23 protein-coding genes, 1 tRNA gene and 1 pseudogene are annotated in these 21,209 nt (G+C 52.2%); 19 read left to right on the plus strand and 6 right to left on the minus strand.

The features are described 5' to 3' along the window. The first annotated feature begins 213 nt into the window (after nucleotides 1–213). On the plus strand, nucleotides 214–825 hold the full coding sequence (locus tag HJD22_RS15350; RefSeq protein ID WP_217267767.1) for a superoxide dismutase: 612 nt from the start codon (nucleotides 214–216) through the stop codon (nucleotides 823–825). A 63-nt stretch (nucleotides 826–888) separates the two neighbouring features. On the opposite strand, the gene HJD22_RS15355 is transcribed toward HJD22_RS15350, so the two are convergent. Then, complete coding sequence (locus HJD22_RS15355) at nucleotides 889–1,476, minus strand: hypothetical protein (RefSeq protein WP_340163048.1); 588 nt, start codon at nucleotides 1,474–1,476, stop codon at nucleotides 889–891. Between the two features lie 128 nt (nucleotides 1,477–1,604). On the opposite strand from HJD22_RS15355, the gene HJD22_RS15360 reads away from it, so the two are divergent. The 5 genes from HJD22_RS15360 (at nucleotide 1,605) to HJD22_RS15375 (ending at nucleotide 4,612) form a co-directional block, all read left to right on the plus strand. Then, nucleotides 1,605–1,681 (plus strand) — tRNA-Ile (locus HJD22_RS15360). A gap of 97 nt (nucleotides 1,682–1,778) precedes the next feature. Next, on the plus strand, nucleotides 1,779–2,846 hold the full coding sequence (locus HJD22_RS15365; protein ID WP_208654548.1) for a site-specific integrase: 1,068 nt from the start codon (nucleotides 1,779–1,781) through the stop codon (nucleotides 2,844–2,846). 128 nt (nucleotides 2,847–2,974) lie between these two features. Further along, nucleotides 2,975–3,466 (plus strand): hypothetical protein, encoded by a 492-nt coding sequence (locus tag HJD22_RS17695; protein ID WP_217267768.1) that lies wholly within the window; start codon nucleotides 2,975–2,977, stop codon nucleotides 3,464–3,466. Continuing rightward, nucleotides 3,448–3,999, plus strand: coding sequence for a DUF4747 family protein (locus tag HJD22_RS17700; protein ID WP_217267769.1), 552 nt, complete (start codon nucleotides 3,448–3,450; stop codon nucleotides 3,997–3,999). The genes HJD22_RS17695 and HJD22_RS17700 overlap by 19 nt, the downstream gene beginning before the upstream one ends. Before the next feature lies 1 nt (nucleotide 4,000). Then, complete coding sequence (locus HJD22_RS15375) at nucleotides 4,001–4,612, plus strand: hypothetical protein (RefSeq protein ID WP_208654549.1); 612 nt, start codon at nucleotides 4,001–4,003, stop codon at nucleotides 4,610–4,612. 69 nt (nucleotides 4,613–4,681) lie between these two features. Here the strand turns inward: HJD22_RS15375 and HJD22_RS15380 are convergent, their stop codons facing one another. Further along, complete coding sequence (locus tag HJD22_RS15380) at nucleotides 4,682–5,578, minus strand: hypothetical protein (protein ID WP_208654550.1); 897 nt, start codon at nucleotides 5,576–5,578, stop codon at nucleotides 4,682–4,684. A 113-nt stretch (nucleotides 5,579–5,691) separates the two neighbouring features. Between HJD22_RS15380 and HJD22_RS15385 the strand changes: the two genes are divergently transcribed. From HJD22_RS15385 to HJD22_RS15415, 8 genes and pseudogenes are all read left to right on the plus strand, one after another. Continuing rightward, nucleotides 5,692–5,922 (plus strand): DNA-binding protein, encoded by a 231-nt coding sequence (locus HJD22_RS15385; RefSeq protein ID WP_248730280.1) that lies wholly within the window; start codon nucleotides 5,692–5,694, stop codon nucleotides 5,920–5,922. A 60-nt stretch (nucleotides 5,923–5,982) separates the two neighbouring features. Beyond that, nucleotides 5,983–6,111, plus strand: a pseudogene (locus HJD22_RS18125) (helix-turn-helix domain-containing protein); the annotation flags it as partial. A 228-nt stretch (nucleotides 6,112–6,339) separates the two neighbouring features. After that, nucleotides 6,340–6,726, plus strand: a complete 387-nt coding sequence (locus HJD22_RS17930) for a hypothetical protein (protein ID WP_248730281.1) — start codon at nucleotides 6,340–6,342, stop codon at nucleotides 6,724–6,726. A gap of 564 nt (nucleotides 6,727–7,290) precedes the next feature. Further along, nucleotides 7,291–7,638 (plus strand): conjugal transfer protein TraJ, encoded by a 348-nt coding sequence (locus HJD22_RS15395; RefSeq protein WP_208654552.1) that lies wholly within the window; start codon nucleotides 7,291–7,293, stop codon nucleotides 7,636–7,638. A 231-nt stretch (nucleotides 7,639–7,869) separates the two neighbouring features. Further along, complete coding sequence (locus HJD22_RS15400; protein WP_208654553.1) at nucleotides 7,870–8,127, plus strand: plasmid stabilization protein; 258 nt, start codon at nucleotides 7,870–7,872, stop codon at nucleotides 8,125–8,127. Then, the gene (locus HJD22_RS15405) at nucleotides 8,124–8,543 is read left to right on the plus strand and encodes a PIN domain-containing protein (RefSeq protein ID WP_208654554.1); all 420 of its coding nucleotides are present in this window, start codon (nucleotides 8,124–8,126) and stop codon (nucleotides 8,541–8,543) included. Before HJD22_RS15400 ends, HJD22_RS15405 begins: the two co-directional genes overlap by 4 nt. Nucleotides 8,544–8,617: 74 nt before the next feature. After that, on the plus strand, nucleotides 8,618–10,231 hold the full coding sequence (locus HJD22_RS15410) for a site-specific DNA-methyltransferase (protein ID WP_208654555.1): 1,614 nt from the start codon (nucleotides 8,618–8,620) through the stop codon (nucleotides 10,229–10,231). Nucleotides 10,232–10,235: 4 nt separating this feature from the next. Then, on the plus strand, nucleotides 10,236–12,866 hold the full coding sequence (locus tag HJD22_RS15415; protein WP_208654556.1) for a DEAD/DEAH box helicase: 2,631 nt from the start codon (nucleotides 10,236–10,238) through the stop codon (nucleotides 12,864–12,866). Between the two features lie 291 nt (nucleotides 12,867–13,157). On the opposite strand, the gene HJD22_RS15420 is transcribed toward HJD22_RS15415, so the two are convergent. After that, a complete protein-coding gene (locus HJD22_RS15420) occupies nucleotides 13,158–13,511 on the minus strand; it encodes a tyrosine-type recombinase/integrase (RefSeq protein WP_208654557.1) in 354 nt (117 codons plus the stop codon). Between the two features lie 142 nt (nucleotides 13,512–13,653). Next, entirely contained in the window at nucleotides 13,654–13,794 is a 141-nt protein-coding gene (locus HJD22_RS15425) for a hypothetical protein (protein ID WP_208654558.1), read from the minus strand. Nucleotides 13,795–14,353: 559 nt separating this feature from the next. Between HJD22_RS15425 and HJD22_RS15435 the strand changes: the two genes are divergently transcribed. Continuing rightward, the gene (locus HJD22_RS15435; RefSeq protein ID WP_208654560.1) at nucleotides 14,354–15,856 is read left to right on the plus strand and encodes a DASS family sodium-coupled anion symporter; all 1,503 of its coding nucleotides are present in this window, start codon (nucleotides 14,354–14,356) and stop codon (nucleotides 15,854–15,856) included. A gap of 675 nt (nucleotides 15,857–16,531) precedes the next feature. On the opposite strand, the gene HJD22_RS15440 is transcribed toward HJD22_RS15435, so the two are convergent. Next, nucleotides 16,532–16,717, minus strand: a complete 186-nt coding sequence (locus HJD22_RS15440; protein ID WP_208654561.1) for a hypothetical protein — start codon at nucleotides 16,715–16,717, stop codon at nucleotides 16,532–16,534. A gap of 9 nt (nucleotides 16,718–16,726) precedes the next feature. Between HJD22_RS15440 and HJD22_RS15445 the strand changes: the two genes are divergently transcribed. After that, nucleotides 16,727–16,897, plus strand: a complete 171-nt coding sequence (locus tag HJD22_RS15445) for a hypothetical protein (protein WP_208654562.1) — start codon at nucleotides 16,727–16,729, stop codon at nucleotides 16,895–16,897. Between the two features lie 445 nt (nucleotides 16,898–17,342). Here the strand turns inward: HJD22_RS15445 and HJD22_RS15450 are convergent, their stop codons facing one another. Continuing rightward, on the minus strand, nucleotides 17,343–18,278 hold the full coding sequence (locus HJD22_RS15450) for a LysR family transcriptional regulator (RefSeq protein WP_208654563.1): 936 nt from the start codon (nucleotides 18,276–18,278) through the stop codon (nucleotides 17,343–17,345). Nucleotides 18,279–18,489: 211 nt separating this feature from the next. Between HJD22_RS15450 and HJD22_RS15455 the strand changes: the two genes are divergently transcribed. From HJD22_RS15455 to HJD22_RS15465, 3 genes are all read left to right on the plus strand, one after another. After that, nucleotides 18,490–19,524 (plus strand): ABC transporter substrate-binding protein, encoded by a 1,035-nt coding sequence (locus HJD22_RS15455; RefSeq protein WP_208654564.1) that lies wholly within the window; start codon nucleotides 18,490–18,492, stop codon nucleotides 19,522–19,524. Between the two features lie 141 nt (nucleotides 19,525–19,665). Continuing rightward, complete coding sequence (locus HJD22_RS15460; protein ID WP_208654565.1) at nucleotides 19,666–20,448, plus strand: ABC transporter ATP-binding protein; 783 nt, start codon at nucleotides 19,666–19,668, stop codon at nucleotides 20,446–20,448. Nucleotides 20,449–20,450: 2 nt separating this feature from the next. Next, nucleotides 20,451–21,203: an ABC transporter permease gene (locus HJD22_RS15465; RefSeq protein WP_208654566.1), complete on the plus strand. Its 753-nt coding sequence runs from the start codon at nucleotides 20,451–20,453 to the stop codon at nucleotides 21,201–21,203. The last annotated feature ends 6 nt before the right edge of the window (nucleotides 21,204–21,209 follow it).

Below are 21,209 nucleotides of genomic sequence, written 5' to 3' on the forward strand. Positions count from 1 at the left end.
ACGAGATGAAAATCGATAGGGTGCTATTGTGCTCGATTGAAAACGCGGCGCAACTTCTCGTCTGATCGGCGTGGCGAGCAGCAGTGGTATCCGCTAATCCCGCACCTTGGCACCAGGCGCGGGATTAGCATCAAGGCCGATACTCTGCCATCATCTTGTGTGGGCAACACCAGGTTGCACTCTTGTACATCCTTTCAAGGAGGAGTCTTTATCATGCCGCATACCCTACCTGAGCTGCCGTATGGTTATGACGCACTGGAACCGCATATCGATGCGATGACCATGGAGATTCACCATTCCCGGCATCATAAGACTTATGTCACCAACCTCAATGCCGCGCTCGAGGGAACTGGCCTGGAAGACATGCCGATCTTCGAGCTGATGAGCAACATCGATCGCGTGCCCGACGACAAGCGTCAGCCGGTGATCAACAACGGTGGCGGCCATGCCAACCACTCCATGTTCTGGACGATGATGTCACCGCAAGGTGGTGGCAATCCCCAGGGCAAGGTGGCCGAGGCCATCGACAGCGAGCTGGGTGGTTTCGAGGCGTTCAAGGAAGCCTTCCAGAAGGCAGCAGTGGGCCGTTTCGGCAGCGGCTGGGCCTGGCTGAGCGTCACTCCGCAGAAGAAGCTTGTAGTGGAAAACACCCTGAATCAGGATAGCCCGCTGATGCACGGCAATACACCCGTGCTGGGACTGGACGTTTGGGAACACGCCTACTATCTCAAGTTCCAGAACAAGCGTCCTGACTACATTGCAGCCTTCTTCAATGTCATCAATTGGGAAGAAGTCGAACGTCGTTATCAGGAAGCCGTGGCCTGATTCTCAACGCCGCAGTCAGCCCTGGCTGCGGCGGCGTTCTCCCAACTCCTGATTGATCGATCTTTAGCGATCAATCAGGGTGGCATTCAGCCGCACCGGCACCTCATCGCCGATATTCTCGTAACCGAGCATCGTCAGCACGGTGCGTGCCGTCGAGTTGGCCATCAGTTCCCTACCATCCAGTGCGATACGCTCGGCGGTGGTCACGCGAATCACATCGCGTGCATCGCGCGTGAAGCGCAGCGCCAGCGGTTCACGCTGAGTATTGCCCTCGGACTGGATGCTGAACATCAGCGTCTCGACCATCGACTCCCCCACGGCCAGCGCATCGAGGCGCTCCGGCGGCAACTGGGTCACCAGCGTGGCAATTGGCGTATTGGTCAGGCCCGTCAGCCACGGCGGCAGGGGGCCGAGCTTATCCAGCGCATCGGTTTGGTTCAGGCGCAGCGGCAGGCGCAGGGTGCCGTCGGCACTCACATCGCCCTGCAACTGACGCACTTGGTGCTCGTGCGGTACCGGACCGGTCGGTGTCATCTCGATAATGGTGGCCTCGACCCGCGACTGTTTGGGGTCGAGCTGCCAAGCGGCCATGGCCGGCAGGGCGAAGGGAAGAGTAAACAGCAGAGCGCTTGCGGCCAGATGTGCTTTCAAGGCATTGTCTCCAGGAAATGAATACACAGCAGACACGCCTCAGGCCGGAAAGTGCCCGCGGCGCGTTTAAGGTCAGCCGGGGGTGGTCTCGCTCATCGGCTTTCGCTATCATACGGCGGCGCAATGCAGGGCCTATAGCTCAGTTGGTTAGAGCAGGGGACTCATAATCCCTTGGTCGCAGGTTCGAGTCCTGCTGGGCCCACCATTTAAAACAGTGACTTAGCAATTATCTCTGGTGAGTCCCATGTTCCAAGGGTACAGTTTCGGTACAGTGCCGATCCTTCAGCCCCCTGGAGATTTTCATGGCCACCATCGTCAAGACCCCCTCTGGTAGCTGGAAAGCCGTCATCCGCAAGACCGGCTGGCCGACCACCGCCAAGACCTTTCGTACCAAACGTGACGCTCAGGATTGGAGTCGCCGCACCGAAGACGAAATGGTGCGTGGCGTCTATATTCAGCGCAGTGCCTCAGAGCGCATGACACTGGAAGCAGCTCTAAAGCGTTATCTGGCCGATGTCACCCCTACCAAGAAGCCCAGCACGCAGAAAAGCGAACGCCACAAAGCCACTACGCTCATCGAGCACTTGGGCAAGTATTCCCTTGCGGCCCTGACGCCGGAGCTAATTGCGAAATTCCGCGACACGCGGCTGAACAGCATCGGGCACCGGGGAAAGCCCATCAGCCCCAATACCGTGCGCTTGGAGCTTGCCCTGCTTGGGCACCTCTACACCGTGGCCATCCAGGAGTGGGGCCTAGGCTTGACCTACAACCCCGTCCAGAACATCCGCAAGCCAAGCCCGGGTGAGGGGCGCGACCGGCGCTTGAGCCCCGACGAGGAGAAGCGACTTTTCGCCGTGCTGCGGCAGCACAGCAATCCCATGCTCAACTGGATCGCCAGAATCGCCCTAGAGACAGGCATGCGCTCCTCGGAGATCCTGACCCTCACCCGTTCCCAAGTTGACGTGAAACGCCGCGTGGTGCGACTCACAGACACCAAGAACAACGAAGCCCGCTTGGTACCGCTGAATCTGGCTGCAACGGAGGTGTTCAAGCAGGCGCTGAGCAACCCGGTACGCCTGCTTGACTGTGACTTGGTGTTCTTCGGTGAGCCTGGCAAAGACGGCAAGCGAGGCCCCTACGCCTATACCAAGGTTTGGAATGAGGCAAAGAAGCAGGCAGGGCTCTACGATTTTCGCTTTCACGATCTAAGGCATGAGGCAGTTAGTCGGCTGGTGGAGGCGGGCCTATCCGACCAGGAGGTTGCTGCGATTAGTGGTCATAAGTCGATGCAGATGCTGCGTAGATATACGCACTTGAGAGCTGAGGATTTGGTTGCGAAACTAGATCAATTGGGGGCTGGCGACTGCTAGTGCATGTGGCTAGGAATGTCGTGTGTTGGGTTAATGTGTTTTATCCTGGATAAGGATATATAATTACGTGCGCATAAATGCAGCATGAATTTTAACGAATTATAACGCAATATTATTAAGGGAATGACGTGAGCTTTGTAAAAAAACTAGAATTTGGGAATTATACTCTTAAATTTGGCGAGGACAAAGTTTTACTGGATCTGTTTTCTGAAGTAGTGATGCCATCTTTTCATGAGATGAAATATGTTAGGAGGATTAAGGATAAAGGTGAATATTTCTTTATCGATACCAAGCTTTTAACCTTAGACGATTCTAGCGTACATCCTGTGGTTGGCATTGCGGGAAGGATAGTAAAAAATACAAAGCTAAGAAGAGAGCAAGTATATAGAACTCAAGGGGGTATAATCGAAGACAAGAGCGAGCTTGAAACTGCCCCAAGTTCAACTTTTTTGTTGATTCTTAATACGCATCGCTTAGTTCTGTGCAAAGAAGTTCCTGGAGCACCAACGATCCAAAACTTTCAGAGCACTAGCCAGTATTGCTTAAAACAGAGGCATGGCGAATTCATTAATGAAATTTTGAAAAAGCTAAGCAAGAAAGGGTGGAAAATCCTGACATAGAGCGCGTTACTAAAAAATCTCTGTTAATTAAATACCCTCCTCCAGATCTGCGTGTAACCCCCCTTTCAGATAAAGAGTCGCTGAGATCCTTTGTAAATCGTTTGCAGCATATAGATAAACTAACAATAAAATTGCTGCCTACTAACAAAGAAGAGATTGATAACGATGACTTTTGGGTGGATTTGGGGCGTCGCCGCGAGGAAATGAATAGTTCTAGCGCGAAAGTGGATTTTTCTAACACAAAGGAAGGATTAAATGGTGATAAGGTCTATGAACAAGCAAAGTCTGCATCAAGTTTTGGCAATTCAGAGTTAAAGTTCAAAGGTTATGATGCCCAGGGCGATACAATTCGGGGTAGTAACGAAGATTTTAGCTTGACAGTGGAAATGGATTCTTTGCCCAGAAGTGCTGAGCTTGCTGGAAAGCAAAAGTACCTTCAGTTTTTGAGTTTGGTAGGGGACGGTGTAATCTCGTTGCCAAAAGTCCATGAGGGTGTAATTCAGAAGCTGAAAGCTATAATAGGAAAGCAGTAATATGTCATATTCTTTTAAGGACACTGACCTTACTAGCGAAAAATCTCTTTGGGATGTTTATAAGTTATCAAGGAGAATTCTTCCTGGGAAATTTCAGGTCTTCGTGGTTTTAGGATCTGTAGCTCTGCTTATTGCAAATGCTATGTTTTTTGCGCGGGAAGAATCGGTCCTTCTGGCTGATGTTAGGAAATGGTCTGAAATGGGGTTCGAATTTGCAATCACAACATTAGGTTTCTTGATAGCTGGTTTTACCATATTTGCAACACTATCCAAGCCCAAAATGATGTTGGCTATGATGGGCCATATTAATAAAGAGACAGGGTTGCCTACCCTCAAGTACAATTTTTTTGCCTTCATGAAAGTCTTTATTGCATATATTGCTTTTTCTTTGGTTTATTTGCTGATAGTTTTATTTGGACAGCAAGGCGGCTTGGTGTCAAATGTGGTAAGCGTTCTCCCTCATTCTGATTGTATACGAATGATTTTGATCAAGACTTCATATGCAATTATAGGCGGGAGCTTTGTTTATCTTTTGATGTTGCTAAAGTCATTTGTGTTCAATATTTATGCGATAGTTATGAACTTTCTGCGATGGGAGTATCATCAAGAATAATTGTTTAGATAGATTATTTGACAACTATGCGCGGCTAAATTCGACGCTACGTAGCGATTTAGTATTGCATCAGTCGTTTGGAAGCAGGCTTTCCCAAGCTTCTAATCCTTCAGGGTCAGTTGGGTAATGTGATGTGTTAAGCTTTTCCCAGAGCAGTGCGATGTCCTTATATTTGGCAACGTTCCTTGATACGCTTTGCCTAGATACGCCAAAATGAGAAGCTATACTCGACTGCGTCTGACCAGATAAAATCATATCAAACAACCTGAAGTGATAATCCCTTATGTTTAGGCGCGCCAGCTTATAAGCTACCCACCTTAGATGCTCTTTTTGCTTGGGTTCTAAAATATTGTAGTAGTAACCGGTGCGCTTTAGCTTTCGTATATTATCGTCGAAGAGCTTCCTTTTGTTATGATCCGTCCTGTAAAGTGAGTGTGGTTTACTAGGGTCGTGCTCTTCGCAAAAACGCATACTTGCTAGTGTATAGGGCTCCCCTGAATTTAATTCTACTGCTCCTTGCGTTTTTCGCCAGCATAGTTCGCAAAATAAGGATCTAGGTTTATTTTTACCGAAGGTAGTTCTCTGCTTAGCGAAAAACTTAGATTCTTGGTGGGATGGGGCGCAGGAATGGCAGAACCTTAGAACCCCTCGTAAGACGTCTATGTCAAAAACTAAGTCCGTGTTGCTATATGGCTTGCAAATGGCGCTAAGATGAATATCCGCTTCCTTTAAATCTCGCTTTTTCATGAAGTCAGAGAATGAGTCGCCAACGAAAGGGTTCTGTAGGCCTTGATTGCAAAGGGCCTGCTTAGCAGCTGAATCTAAGTGAGCTTTGACAGCGGACCAAATAGACCAGCGCCTAGAACGAGTGGTATGTGATACCGTGACATTGTCCCGAAAACTGCTCACGGCTGCCGCTAGTTCAGACGAACAACCCTTCACCACCTCTAATTCTTCAAGGTCCATAGGCGCTTTCCTCTCGCATCCCCATGTCAACCATTCTTACATATACGGTTCCTTTCTTTCCACTCTACTCGGCATAGATTACGCAAACCAACGTAATCAATGGATGCTGACCGATGGAAACGACAAAGATCGCAATCGAGCGCTCCCTACTCGATAAGTATGGCCCTCTTATCAGCCTGCCCCAACTGGCTGAGCTGCTGCACCGAAGCCCGGATGGCCTTCGTATAGCGATGAGTAAACCGCACGGCTATGCACAAGAGATCAAAAAAGCGCGAATAAAGATTGGCCGCCGGGTGTATTTCCGTACGCCTGAAATCGCCGAGTACATCGCCTCAGCGGAATAAGCGATGAGTTATCGCGCCTTGGATTGGGTTCTAGCTTTGGAGTGCGCTCCAGCCACCAAGATGGTTCTGGTAGTGCTTGCCCGCTACGCCGACCGCGAAGGGAAGTGCTGGCCAAACGTGAACACGATCGCGCGAATGAGCGGTGCCTCTAGCCGGACTGTACGTCGGGCACTTAAGAAATTGCAGGCAGACGGCCTGATTACTACCGAAGCCCGTTACGAAAGTCACGGTCGCCAAACCTCTAATTGCTATCGCCTAGCGCTTGAGAGGGACCCTGACAAATTGACACCCCTAACGGTGGGGAGGGTGACAGAGTGTCAGGGGGAGGGTGACACCCGTGACACCCCCGGGGGTGACATAGCTATGTCACCCCTAGAACAACCAAAGGAAGTAAAAAAGGAAGTTAGGAGCGGCCCTGTGGATAACTTCGAGAATGAGCATGAGTCAGTTGAGGAGATGGTCGGGTCATTACCTGATGCTGTGATGCAAGGCGAGAAGGTCTTGATTGCGCGTATGCTTCACCAGGTCGACCTTGGCTATGCGGGCCTGCTGATTGATGAGCTAAAAGGTGCTTTGGTGTGCGGGAGAATAAACAAATCACCAGTGAACTGGTTTCGTGCAGTCGTACGTAGCTATCAAGAAGGAAATTTTGAGCCTACCTATGCCTGCTTTGAATATTCACGCCGAGCCGGGTATGGACAGCCAGAAGCGACGCAAGGCCGGGAAGCCTTCTTGCAGATCAAAAAACAATTGTCTCAAGGCGAAACGAATAATACGCCAAAAAGGCAAAACAAGGCTTTCTGAGAGGCTTTGAGGGGTAACCTAGGGGGTAGGAGGCGGGTAGGTTCGGGAAAGGCTTAAGACCCCTTCTGGCGCGAATTATGAGGCTGAAATTGCTCTGGTTATCGCGATGCAACGAAGCTCCAATATGTTTACGTGACAGTGTCACGGTTATTAATAGCACCGGGAGTAAATGATGGAGCCACTAGGTCGCCTAGGCATCCTGCTCTTGCCGGTTGTGATGTACGCGGCGTTATTTCTCCTTTTGGCGTTCCGGTTCAATCGGAGGGTTGCTGCAAAGCGCTGCGGCAACAATGTACCGAAGGAAAGGCACCATAGGGCACAGTAGGGCAAACAAAGGCACGGTAGGGCTTGCTAGGGCACAGTAGGGCAAGCAAGGGCACTGTAAGGCACTTATAGTGCAATGCCTTAAAAGGCCTTAGGAAAAGATGGCAGGATGTGCACTGTAGGCCTACGCCGCAAGCGGCTGGCCAACAATGCATAGTGTTTACTCGCCTTTGGGGCTCGCCACAGGTCCTGCTCTGCGAGGCAGAGCGGCTACCGCCGCTTGAGCGACAAGGAAACAAAATGGGAAGTCAGACAAGGGTGCGTCAGAAACCGATCAAAGTTTGGGTCGATGAAGGCGAAAAGCTGTCGATAGAGAGTAACGCCAAAGCCTGCAACATGAGTTCTTCTGCTTTTCTAAGGAATCTTGGCTTGGGCTATGAGCCTAAGTCTATGCTCGATCATGCAGCGATAGGCGACTTGATGAGGCTGAATGGCGATCTTGGGAGGCTGGGTGGGCTCTTGAAGATGGCGTTAACCAATAGTAAAGGCCATAGAGGGGAAGTGGAGGAGATAGTCGAGTTATCTGTCCTGCTATCTCGAATCGAACAGTTGCGCTCTGAAATACGCGATAAAGTTCAAGTTATTTAATCTACGCAAAACCATAAAATGGAATGCACTGCTTTCCATTCTGAGCTGTGTGATTTTGTTTGGCGAGCAGCCTACCCATATTGACTTCAGTACAAGGCTAAGGATTTTGACGGAACACAGCATTCCGCCTTGGTAACGGTAAGCCTGGCAATTGATCTAAAAGACTTGGGAGTGGTACTTGTGCATGCATTTTGGCATAATGCATGCATCAGGCTAGTAGGGGGCTGAATTATGGCAATGCTGACTATTCGCAACATTTCCGATGAAACACATCGTGCCCTGCGTACTCGTGCTGCTTTGCACGGTCACAGTATGGAAGCAGAAGTACGCGAGATTCTGGAGGCCGCAGTCGCGCCCGAGGAGCGCGTAAAACTAGGTTCATTGTTGGCTGATATAGGCCGTCAGGCCAACCTGACCGAGCAAGAATTCGCTACTGTCTTTGGGAATATCCGAGACAAGAATCTTGCCCGTCCGGCGGATTTCGAATGATCCTGCTCGACACCAATGTTATCGCCGAGCCACTGCGTCGCAAGCCGGAACCCCGCGTTATCGAGTGGATCGATGCCCAGGCACTAGAAACCCTCTACCTTTCTGCTATCACGGTCGCGGAGCTGCGCTCACGTATCGTCCTGATCCCGGCAGGCAAGCGCCGCTCGGGTTTGCAGGACAGCCTGGAGAAGCGAGTACTACCCCTTTTTACCGGTCGCATTCTGCCGTTCGATCTTCCCTGTGCAAAATCCTACGCGGATCTGATTGCCAAGACACAAAAGGCCGGGCTGGCAATTGCCGCTACTGATGGCTTTATTGCCGCCATTGCAGCCGCCAACGGCTTTGCGGTGGCCACACGAAACCCTAATCTGTTTGAGGTAGCAAGGGTAACGGTTTTCAATCCGTGGTTTATATGAATCAGAAATGCTCTTTCGTAAGTCGTTTGAAATTGAATTATAGAGAAAAATTTTGAGTAATATTGAGGGATTAGATGCCGTTATTGTCTTGGTTTAACCGTGATGAAGATTTGACTCGTGCCGCCCTCACCCCATACCGGTTGCTGCAGCCAGTCGCAAGTATGTCTTATGGAGAACCCGACTCCCCAAACATTCTGATCGAGGGGGACAACTTAGACTCACTCAAGGCTTTGCTGCCCTATTATGCTGGCCAAGTGAAATGCATTTATATAGATCCTCCGTTCAACACAGGCCAAGCGTTCGAGCACTACGATGACAATCTCGAACACTCTATCTGGCTGAGTGTAATGTATCCGCGCCTAAAAATATTGCATCAATTGTTGGCTGAAGATGGAACCATTGTCGTGCATTTGGACAATGAAGAGTTGCCTTATGCCATGGTTATAATGGATGAGATATTTGGGCGTAAGAATCGATTAGGACTCTGTACTTTTAAACAAAGCTCAGTTTCAGGACCAAAAGCAATTAATCCAGGGGTGGTAAGTATATCTAGCTTTCTGTTTTTCTACTCCAAGAATAAGTCTCGATGGAAAAGCTACAAATCCTACAAAGCTCGGGAACGTGATAGCCGATATTCAAAGTTTATTAAGAATCGTGATGGCGACCCCGCTGAGTGGGAGGTTATATCACTCAATGAAGCACTAGAATTACACTTTGGTGATTCGATTTCAGAAATCAAAAAGAAATTAAATGTCAATTTTGAAAAGCGGGTAGAGAAGTTCGTGATCGAAAATCGCCATGCAGTAATACGTACTGCTAGAGTGAAGCTAAAAGATATTTCCGAGGATTCTCGTCCCGCGTTGCTCAAGTCACAAGAAGTGTCGAACACATTTTTTGAAGCGAAACGAGAAGGGCTGGCGTCACAATTCTTCTGGAATGGTGAGCAAGTGGCTTTTTACGCCAACAAAGTTCAAATGATTAATGGCGAATACACGACTGCTGAAAGAGTATCAGACCTGTGGGATGACTTGCTCTCCAATAATCTGCATAAGGAAGGCGGAGTATCATTTCCTAAAGGAAAAAAACCGGAAGCCCTAATTCGACGCGTGCTTGAGCTGTTTACTATTGAGGGTGACTTGGTTTTAGACTCTTTTTTAGGGTCTGGGACAACGGCAGCTGTAGCACACAAAATGAATCGCTCCTATATCGGTATCGAGATGGGTGAACATGCGAGAACACACTGTGTGAAGCGCCTAAAGGCTGTTGTTGATGGTGACCAAGACGGAATTTCCAAGGCGCAGAATTGGCAGGGGGGGGGAGGCTTCCGCTTTTTCAAACTGGGTCCGCCAGTGTTTGATGAGAATGGTCATATCCGTGAAGGGATTAGTTTTGAGCACTTGGCTGCCCACGTCTGGTTTTCTGAGACAGGGGCCGCTCGCTCAACCCGTGCCCTGAAGGAACCCTTCTTGGGTGCCCATAAAGGCATAGGCTACTACCTGCTATATAACGGAATTCTAGGCGATGTCAGCAAAACAGGTGGAAATGTTCTGACACGACGAATCCTGCGATCGCTTCCCGAGTTTGATGGCCCAAAGGTGATCTATGGGGAGGCCAGTGGCATGACAGATGAACAGCTTGACGAGTTGGAAATCACTTTCAAGCAAACCCCTTACGACATCAAGGCATAACACTATGGCTCTGGTTCTCAAGCAATATCAACGTCGTTCCTTGGCTAGTCTGGAATACTTCCTTGAGTTGGCCCGAGTTGAAGGTGCTGCATCGGCATTCGCCAAAGCCGTGGATGACAGGTTGTTGTATGAGTACAAGCCCATGCCAGGTTTGCCAGCCGTGCCGTATGTCTGCCTGCGTATTCCAACTGGTGGTGGCAAGACGGTTATGGGGGCGCATATTATCCAAGCTGCGGGTCGGTCCCTACTGGAGCGGCAGTTCCCACTAGTGATGTGGATGGTTCCGACTACGCAAATCAAGGATCAAACCCTAGAAGCCTTCAGCGACCCGAGACACCCCTATCGCCAAGAGATGGATAACGCTTTCGGTGGTCAGGTCGCCGTCTTTGACGTAGCGGACTTTTCCCAAATCCGTCCAGCCGACCTAGGGACCAAGGTCTGCATCGTCATTGCCACCGTAGCGGCATTGCGCGTTGAGAACAAAGAAGGTCGCAAGGTGTACGACTACCACGAAGAGCTGGAGCCGCATTTCACCAGCAGCACCAAGGAGTTGGAATACTTGCACCGGGACGAAAGCGGTAGGGTGGTGGCTTCCTTTGCCAACTTGCTGAGAATGCATGGCCCCCTAGTCATTATGGACGAGGCCCACAATGCCACCACTCCTCTCTCGTATACCGTCTATGAGCGGCTTGGGCCTCGCGGTGTGGTCGAGCTGACCGCAACGCCTGATGTGAAGAGCTCCAATGTTCTGGTCAGTGTTTCGGCCTTCGAGCTGAAGTCCGAAAATATGATCAAGTTCCCGGTTGTTTTGAAAGAACATAACGGGGAATGGCAAGAAGCCATTAACAGCGCGGTGGCACGTAGGAACACGCTCGCCAAAACGGCCATGGATGAGCACGACTACATCCGGCCTATTCTGCTAGTGCAAGCCCAGAACTCTAAAGGTGCTGCCACGGTAGAGGAGGTAAAGAGGCATCTGATTGCGACTGGCGTTCCTGAGAATGCGATTGCCATAGCTACCGGCACAACCCGAGAAATTGAAGGTGTGGACCTTTTTGCGCGGGAGTGTCCCATTGAGGTCATCATCACCAAACAGGCGCTTAAAGAAGGGTGGGACTGCTCCTTCGCCTATGTGTTCTGTTCGGTGGCTCAGGTTAAGAGTGACAAGGATATCCAGCAGTTGCTTGGCCGCGTGCTGCGAATGCCGTACGCGACTCGTCGCAGGCAGGGCGATATGAACAAGGCCTACGCCCATGCTGTCACAGATGATTTCGGGCGGGCCGCAGGAGAGCTAACCCAATCTCTGGTCAACATTGGCTTTAATCCTCTGGAGGCTGCCACTGCTATTCGGAGGGAGAAAGATTCTGAGCTTCCTTTAACGGGCGGTAAAATACTTCCACCGTCGCTTCCCTCTACCAGAATTGAAGTATCCAAGACTCCAAACCTTACCAATGTGCCAGAGCGAGACCATCAGAGAGTCTTGTTTTCCCCCAACTTGGACGGGAAGGGGGGCATGGTTGAGATCACTGACGAGATTGATGATGCAACCGTAGAAGCCATTATAGCTACGGCCCCACCTAAGAAACGTGAAGAGCTGGCTTCTCAGGTAGAACAACACCAGTTGAAGACCTTGGCGGCCAAGGCACCAAGCGAGCGCGGAGTGATGTTTAGCATTCCCCGACTCTGCATGGTAGAACAGGGAGAGCTTGAACTGGTCGACAAAGGTGCAGTCTCGGCCAACTTCGCCTGGGATCTATTGTCCTGTCCCCCAGATCTATCCAGTTTCCGTATTAATGATGACACTATGACATTTGAGGTGGATCTGGATGGTGAGGAGGTTAACTACAAGATGATTGAAGACGACGCCTCTACCTATCTGCCTGGCTTTGCACATGATCGCACCGAAGCAGATCTCATAGGCTGGTTGGATCATGAGATCCGGGAACCCTCTGTCAAGCAGCCAGTTCTGCGAGAGTGGGTGCGCAGGGCCATAACGGAGCTGAGTGAGAATCGTGGATTCTCACTGGCTCAATTGTTGAAAGGCCAGTTCATCCTGCGTCGTAAGCTGTCCGAACAATTGCAGAGCGCTAAGATACAGGCCTATAAAGAAGGGTTTCAGGAGGCGCTGTTTGATGGCGGCCTAGAAATCGTCACTAGCGATGAACCTGACCATACGTTCACCTATCCTGCCGATATGGCTTTATACCCAGCAACATACTATTACAGCGGCGCTTACCGATTCCGGAAGCACTATTATCCGGTGCCGGGGGAGCTGGACTGGAAAACACCAGGAGGAAAGGTAACGGAAGAATTTCTGTGTGCCCAGACCATAGACTTTCTTGATGAGGTGGAGTTTTGGGTTCGCAACTTGGTTCACCGGACTCAGTTCTGGATGCCCACTTCAGTTCAGCGTACTTACCCAGATTTTGTAGCTCGATTGAAAGACGGGCGGCTTCTGGTGATTGAGTACAAAGGGAAAGATCGGTTCACAGCGGATCAAGAGAAAGAAAAGCGCCTAGTTGGAGATTTGTGGGCCAAAGGCAGCCGAGGCAATGGCCTATACCTCATGGCTCAAAAAACTGACGAACAAGGGCGTAATGTGCGCGAGCAGATACAAGCTGTAATCGCTGGATAGCGTTCCGGGAAATAGTCTCACCTGTACCGCTGGTGTACTGTGCTAAACGGTACACCAGCGGTACACACACCAGCTTCGTGTGCTATCCTCAACTTTCGCTAAACTACTGATTCCAAAGAGCTGTACCATTCGCTCGATTACGGTTGCTTTTCCTTGTGTGTTAGTAGCTTATTGTTTTAAAAGCGAACTCATAATCCCTTGGTCGCTGGTTCGAGTCCAGCTGGGCCCACCATTAAATCAATGGCTTACTTCGTTTCTCCTTCCTCTTTTTGCTGTTCTTCTCCTGTACTGTCAACAAAGTGTCAACGGCGCTTTCGGCCCGTATGTAACGGCTTCTGTCAGGTGGTCCGGCGACAGATGCGCGTAGCGCATGGTCATCTGGATCGATTGGTGCCCGAGTATGTTCTTGAGCGTCAGCAAGTTACCGCCGTTCATGGCGAAGTGACTGGCGAAGGTATGCCGCAATACGTGGGTGCGCTGGCCTTTGGGAAGAGTGATTCCGCTGCGCTCCAGGGCGCGGGTGAAGGCGAGATAGGCATCCCGCGGAAAGAGTCGGCCGATCTTGGGGCCGTGGGTCTTCAGGCGCTGGTAGAGATTCTGGTCGAGCGGCACGCTTCTACCGCGTCCGTTCTTGGTGTCCCACATAGGTGACGCGACCATCACGGACGAGTTCTGCCCGAAGGGTTTGGGCTTCGCTCCAGCGTGCGCCGGTCGTTAGGCAGAGCGTCGAGATCAGTACAACGTCATGATTTCGAGATTGGCGCAGCGCGTCGAATAGCATTTCAATCTACTCCTGGGAGAGGTAGAAGGGTTCCCGCTCAGGAACACGAATCGCCTTGATGGCGGCAAAGGGGTTGCCTTGGTGCCACTCGCCCATGCGGATCGCAAGGGTTACCACAGCGCGAAGATAGGCAATGTCGTGATTCACCGTATTGGCAGTTAACCCGGGCACTTGCCGGAACAAGGTGCTGGAAGGTGAGGACAAGGAGCAGCCGACCCGCCGCCTGTTCAGCGGGGCTGGGCATGACGGCTTGGCAATGAATGATCTGACAGATATCGGGATGTTGTTCCTACGCTGCAGGGATGGTCTGAGCCATCACCCTGACGAAGCCATTACGGCGGAAGATGCTGAGGCAGGAACACGCGTGATCATGCACTTATTGACCAAACACCATGACATGACCGCAGTTCTCGTTCGGTGATCTCTGGCTTCAATGACGACAAAAAACTTGGCAATCCATTAGTAGCAGAGGAGCCATCGTGACGGAGGTGTATATCCTCTTAGCCTGCATAGTATTTCAATTTATCATCTCAAGATAAGGATATGGAGTCTTGTTAACTTACTGATTTTTATCGATGCCAGCGCTTTTACGATCCTTTGTAATCTGTCCCGGTTGGGTATGGGGGCCTACCCGACAGGTATTGGAGGCGCGACTTTTTAAACGCAACACTCGCCTGCATCTGTCATGTCGATTCAGGTGAACATCATGTCGCTAAACACAGGGGTAGCTGAACAGGCGCCTTACACCGAAGCTACAGCCTTCAAACCGGTATCGTTGGCCTTGGGCCTTATCATCGGTCTAGGTGTCTTTTTCCTGCTGCCCGAATCGCTAGCATTCAATGCGCGCATCGTTGCGGGTATTGCCATGCTGATGGCCACTTGGTGGATGACCGAGGCCATCCCCATTCCTGCCACCTCGCTGTTGCCGCTGGTGTTGTTTCCCTTCTTCGATATCGCCTCGGTGGGCGCTACTGCCTCGCCCTATGCCCACAGCATCGTCTTCTTGGTACTGGGTGGGGTTCTGCTTGGCCTTGCCACCCAGCGTTGGAATCTGCATCGGCGCTTTGCTCTACTGACAGTACTCACCGTGGGCACCAAGCCAGCACAGATCGTTTTCGGTCTTATGTTCGCCAGTTGGTTCATCACCATGTGGGTCAGCAATACCGCTACGGCCGTCATCATGATGCCGATTGGCGGCTCCATCATCGCCCTGGTGAAGTCGCTGGGGAACGGCGATAACACGCCGAAGTTCTCTGCAGCGGTGCTACTTGGTATCGCCTATGCCATCACCATCGGCTCCATGGCAACCCTCATCGGCCAGCCGCCCATGGCGCTGATGCGTGCCTACATGGAAGACGCTCACGGCATTTCCATTGGCTTCGGCCACTGGATGCTGATGGGGGTACCATTTTCCACTGCCATGCTGATCTTGGCCTGGTTCGTGCTGAACAAGGTCGTGTTTCGCTCGGAGGTCGATGATATCCATGGTGGTCGGCAATTGATCGAGACAGAACTCAAGGCCATGGGGCGTTTGAGCCTGGAAGAGCGCCGCGTGCTGATGGTCTTTGCTGGCGCCGTGTTCTGCTGGGTGTTTCTGCCGCTGATCGCCAGGATTACGGCCGTGCAGGAGACGATGCCCTGGCTGACGAATATCAATGACACCAGCGTGGCGATCCTGGCCGCGATCCTGATGTTTGTGATTCCCGCATCGAAGGGCAGGGGAGCGCTACTGGAATGGACAGCCACCCGTGATGTGCCCTGGGGCGTCCTGATTCTGTTCGGCGGTGGCTTGACACTCTCTGCTCAGTTTACCGCCACAGGCCTGAGCGCCTGGATTGGTGAGAGCGTCTCGGAATTGTCGGGTTTTCCACCGATCCTGATATTAGCTTTCACGGCCAGTGTCATTATCCTGCTGACTGAGCTGACCAGTAACACGGCAACGGCGGCCGCCTTCTTTCCCATCATGGGCGCTATCGCCGTTGGTCTGGGCATTGAGCCCTTCCTGATGACGATCGTTGTGACCTTCGCTGTCAGCTGCGCCTTCATGCTACCGGTGGCCACGCCCTCCAACGCTGTGGCATTCGCTACCGGCGACTTGCCGATCAAGCACATGATTCGCGCTGGCATATGGCTCAACCTAATTGGCCTGCTGGTCATCATGGTCGCCCTCTATACCATTGTGCCGCTAGTATTTAACGTTTCGTTCTGATCATGCATGCCGGCCCTCAACGGTGCCCACGTGGCGCCGTCTGAGATCGTCTTGGTTGGGGCATGGGTTACCTCAGGGGGCACAGACCTTCCCCATGGGCTAAAGGCTAAGGGAATAACTCACAGAGTTGGCCGCTACCCTCTGGATCTGTTTGAGCCTGGAGTAGTTCAAGCCGCTAATGCGAGTTTGGTCTTCAAGGTCTGCCAGGGTCGCTTTTCCACAATGATGGCAGCGCGGGCCGGCCCTATATGAGGCAGAGTGGTGAGTCTTTCTCGATCGAGGCCGTATTAAGATCGATGCACGAACTCACTGAACCTGACGGGAGTGAGACTCTACCGTTGATGGGGATCGCCTCTAAGGTAGCACTACCTAGCGTGATAAAAACCGGCGCATGATCGGACACCACGTCCCGAGCCCGGTCGTGGCCAATGCCGAACAGTTCCGGGAATCGTAAGATGGCGCGCTCACTCACGTTGAGCGCGCCACTGACTTCCAAATATTGTCATAGAGGTTGGCGAAGTGGCCGTCTGTCAGGCCTAGGGCCGTGGCACCCTCAGAGATGGTAGGGATCGTCCCAAGCTCACGCAGCGGCGCCCAGCTGACATGCTGGGGGCGTAGGTTGAAGTCGCCCAGCAGCAAGCGAGGCGTGCCGGGGTAGACCTCCTCGAGCCACCGCTAGTAGTCGTCCAGGGCTTCAATCTCGGGCAGCCAGTCTCCGATGCTACTGCCATAAATGACATGCAAGGTGGCGGCGGCAAACGCCTGTCCTGTTCGCCGGCTGCGGAACTGGGCGGAGTAGGGCTCGCGAGTGAAAGCATCGCGGTGATCGATGAAGACCACCGTGCCACTGTCGTACTCCACGGCGCTATCGTGCCACAGAAACGCATAGTACTCTCGGTAGGTGGACCGGCCGAGGGCGTCAATGCCTTCGCGTTGCGTCTGCTCAAGTCATCCGCATGCCGGATTCCCCAGAAGCCAGGGCAGCGATTGCTAACGGTATTGCGCGGCCTGGTGGAGAAGCACGGCGGAACGATCACCTGACAGTCGCTCGAGGGTGGCCAGCTTCGTGCAGTGGTACAACCACGAACACCGTCACGGCGCCATCCGATTCGTGACGCCAGCGGAGCGACACACCGGTCAGGATACAGAGGTTCTGGACCATCACGATACGATCTATACCGAGGGTAAGCGCAAGAACCAGGATGTTGGAGTGGATTCACTCGCAGCTGGACGCCTCGCAAGACGACCTGGCTGACCCCAGTCCTAGATGATCCGGTGTACTAGCAGAACCAGCAGTTAGAAGCTGCATGACCGCGGCTTCTAACTAACTTGACAGGCACCGCTACGAGAATAGCTCGGTAGCAACACCCAGGCGACGCTGTGGTTGGCCATTACGCTGGTGTACATCTTGATCCCGTTCTCGATTTCCCATAAGAGTATTTTGGCCGCAGAAATACGGAGCGGGCTGGGTCCGGCTACCAACCACTCAAGGTAATGGCCCGCTAGAGTATTCGGTTGAGTCCTCGATATTGGTAATTGCTTGGCGGACCTGCTCCAGTATGACGGTTGTGGCCATAGGGAGAGGGTGATCGGCTGCTACGCAGAGTGACAAGGTCGATTTGATATGCTTCTTGTCTGTTAATGGCTTGAATATTAATTCGCCTTGTTCAAGTTCTCTGGCAATGTCCAGCCGGGTCAGAAATGCTACTCCTAGCCCTGAGCGGGCCAATGACTTGATCGATAGGATCCTGTTGCAGTGCGCCACCGGTGCAAGTTCAAGGTTCGTGCTTTCAATGAGTCGTTGGAGAGTTGAGCCGGAAAACATTTCTGCATTTGGTTGTATTACGGGGAATTCGTTGCAGTCTTGCAACTTTATCGATGGCTTGCTGGCCAAGGGGTGTGAAGGGGAGATTACTGCCCCGAATGTCAGAGAAACCTTTTCTACAAATCTCACTCTTCGAGTCAGGGGAGGATTCATGCAGATGCCAATATCCGCATCCCCTGTTATGACCTGTTCGAGAATGGAGGATGTGACACCGGTATTGATAATGAAACGGACCCTGGGAAAGCGCTGGCTGAAACGACGCAGCACCATGGGCAAGACCCGGTCCGTCATGGACTCAATGGTAGCAATTCGGATTTCCGCACAACCCGATCCCCTGATATCTCCCAAGTATTCTAGAAGCTGCCGCTCATCGCGCTGCCATTGGCGTATCTTGTAAAGAATGATTTCTCCCGCCGGCGAGAGCCGCATCCCCCGGGGAAGCCGCTCGAAGAGGGGGACACCGAGCTCATCTTCAAGTTTTAAGATTTGCCGATTAACTGCGGATGCAGCCACATGAAGATGGTCTGCTGCCTTGCGCAGCGAACCATGACGGGCCACCTCTTCGAAATAACGCAATGCAGGCAGGAGTAGTGGCATGTAACTGTCTCGTTAGGTAAAGATAGTGGTTGCACAACAACTGTAGCTAAACTGGCAACATTAAGAGCTAAAATTGATGATAGACGCGTACAGTTGAAAAGGCTAGTTTTAGCGATATTAGAAATTAAGCGATAATATCATGCATTAACGTGGTGCATTAATGTTTTTTCGGCACTTTTTTGGTGCGATAAAATAAATCGAAGGTGATTTCATGCTTAACAAAAAATTCGCGACTGTAACTTCAGTTTCTTTGCTCTTCGTCGCGTTGAATACAATAGCTAATACGTCTGCCAGCTTGGCTCATGCGCAGAACAATAAGGTGCGTGTGGCGCAAACATGGGTTCCCAATATCGAGTACGGGGGACTTTGGGTGGCCATCGAGAATGGTTATTTTGATGAAGAAGGTCTGAATGTCGACTATATCCCGGGCGGGCCTAATGCCACTCGCCCGGAAATTGTAGTCGCATCAGGAAATGCTGAAATTGGCTACACAAATTGGATTCCCTTTCTCGATGCCGTGGCGCGTGGGAATGACTTCGTGATGCTGGCCGCGACACTTCCTGTCTCGCCCCTGGGGATTATCTCGCTGCCCGGAAAACCCATTTTGGCGGCCCAGGATATGGCCGGCTCCCGTATCCTGGCACAGCGTGCGACAGAGCGGGAGGTCGTGAATGCCACTTTCACCTTGAATGACTTAGAAGCGGAGTGGGAGTCCATTCCCACAGGTTTTTCACCTGAGCCTTTGCTGGCGGGCGATGGGGATGGCTATACCGCTTTCGAAACCAATCAGGTCATTACCCTAGAAATGATGGGGCTGGAGCGTGACGAAGACTTCCATTTTGTTCTTTTTGATGAACTTGGCTTTACCTCATCTAATGGCGTGCTCTTCACCACCAGGGATTATTTGGAAGAAGAGCGAGAGAGCGTCATTGGCTTCATGCGTGCCTTGACGCGTGGCTGGATAGAAAACGAGCAAGATCCCGATGCTGCGGTGGAGTTGGTCGTCAATAACTTCGGCGCTGATCTGGGGTTGGACCCCGAACAGCAAAGGCGGCAGAACGAGACGCAGATCCAGCTCATGCGTCCTTACGATGACCCTGATCATCGTCTGCTGACACTGGATAAGGCCGTAATCGCTGGTCCCATGTATGACGCAGCCAGGGCATCCGGGCGAGAGGAGCTGCCGAATGTCGATCAGATCGTGGATACCACCATCATGCAGGAAGTACACGAGAGCCTCCGCTGAGTGATCGGCATAACGGCAGGCTGTCTTCGGCAATGCCCCATGTGCCATGCATCAAGGTGGTGGTAATGCTGGCATAGGTGCCTTGTGGGCCGAATGGCTAGATAGTGCGGGCGTTTCAATAAGGTGGAGGCCGAGAATTCAATGATAGATCTAGGAAATGTAGTCAAAAAATTTCCGGGCAGTGGTACCGGTAACGATGTGGTGGCTCTTGACGGGGTGTCGCTGTGCCTCGATGAAGGCGAGTTCGTGGCACTAATTGGTCCATCGGGCTGCGGTAAGAGTACCGTGCTGCGCCTAATGGCAGGTCTGGACACGCCGAGTGCGGGCAGTGTGTTGATTAATGGCCGTGCTCCACAAGAACTCGTCAAGCAGCATGCTCTGGGGGTGGCATTTCAGGATCATGCGTTGCTGCCATGGCTGACAGTCCAACAGAATATTGCCTTGCCCTACCGATTATCGAACCGGCCAGTAGACGAGAGACGCGTAGCGATGCTGATCAAGCTGGTGCGATTATCAGGCTTCGAGGCTAGCCGCCCCGGACAGCTTTCGGGCGGCATGCGCCAGCGGGCCGCAATCGCCCGCTCACTAGTACTCAAGCCGCAGGTTCTGCTGCTGGATGAGCCCTTCGGCGCCTTGGATGCCGTGACGCGGCGTCATATGAATCACGAATTGCAACGGATCTGGTCCGAGCACCAGCATACCACTCTGCTAGTGACGCATTCCGTCGAAGAAGCCCTATTTCTCGCTGATCGCGTAGTGGTTATGAGTCGTAGGCCGGGCCGAATTCTGCGGGAGATCAAAGTTCCCTTCCCCAGGCCACGCACCGGCGAGATGATCCGCACCCAAGCCTTCTATGAACTGACGAATGAGCTCACCGAGTTGCTTGTTCCTCAAGAGGATTCCGCCACAGAGGCAGGGAGTTGAACATGACGATCGAGCGACTGCAGTCGGTATTCCTCGGGATAATGGGGTTGACCCTGTTGCTGCTGGCCTGGGAAGTCATTGGGCATTATCAACTTGTCGGCATCACCTGGCCCGCTTTGAGTGATGTGCTGTCGCTGCTATTCGATCCCGCGCGTCGCGGTCTGTTCGAGCGCGCGCTGACAACCACCCTTGCCGCCGCTTCCCAAGGTTACCTCATCGGTGGTGTCATGGGATTAGGGCTGGCGGTTATTGCGCACTTAAGCCTGGCACTCAGACTTGGCATAGAGCGCTTCTCCGCCTTTCTCAATGCTATTCCTCCCATCGCCCTGGGGCCTGTTTTTCTGGTCCTGCTTAGCCGCGATGCCACTCCGGTGGGTATTTCCGCCATCAATGTTTTCTTCATTATCTTCGTGTCGGCTAGCTCCGGTCTTCGTACTGTTCCAGAAAGTCACAGGGACCTGTTTTCGGTCTTTGGGGCCAGCTCAGCACAGCGACTGGTGAGACTAGAATTCCCAGCGGCCCTGCCTGTCGTTGTCAGCGGCCTCAAGCTTGCGGTTCCGGCGGCGCTCATAGGCACCATCATTGGTGAGTGGTTCGGTGCTACACGCGGTCTTGGGGTGCTCATCGTCAATGCTATGCAGAACTTTCAGATTTCCCTGCTGTGGAGTGCGGTACTGCTCGTCACCTGCATGTCATTGGCGCTTTATCTAATGCTGACCGTACTGGAGCGCTCCGCCTACAAGCGCTTTCGTTGAGCGATA

This window comes from Halomonas sp. TA22 (assembly GCF_013009075.1).
Taxonomy (GTDB): Bacteria; Pseudomonadota; Gammaproteobacteria; order Pseudomonadales; family Halomonadaceae; genus TA22.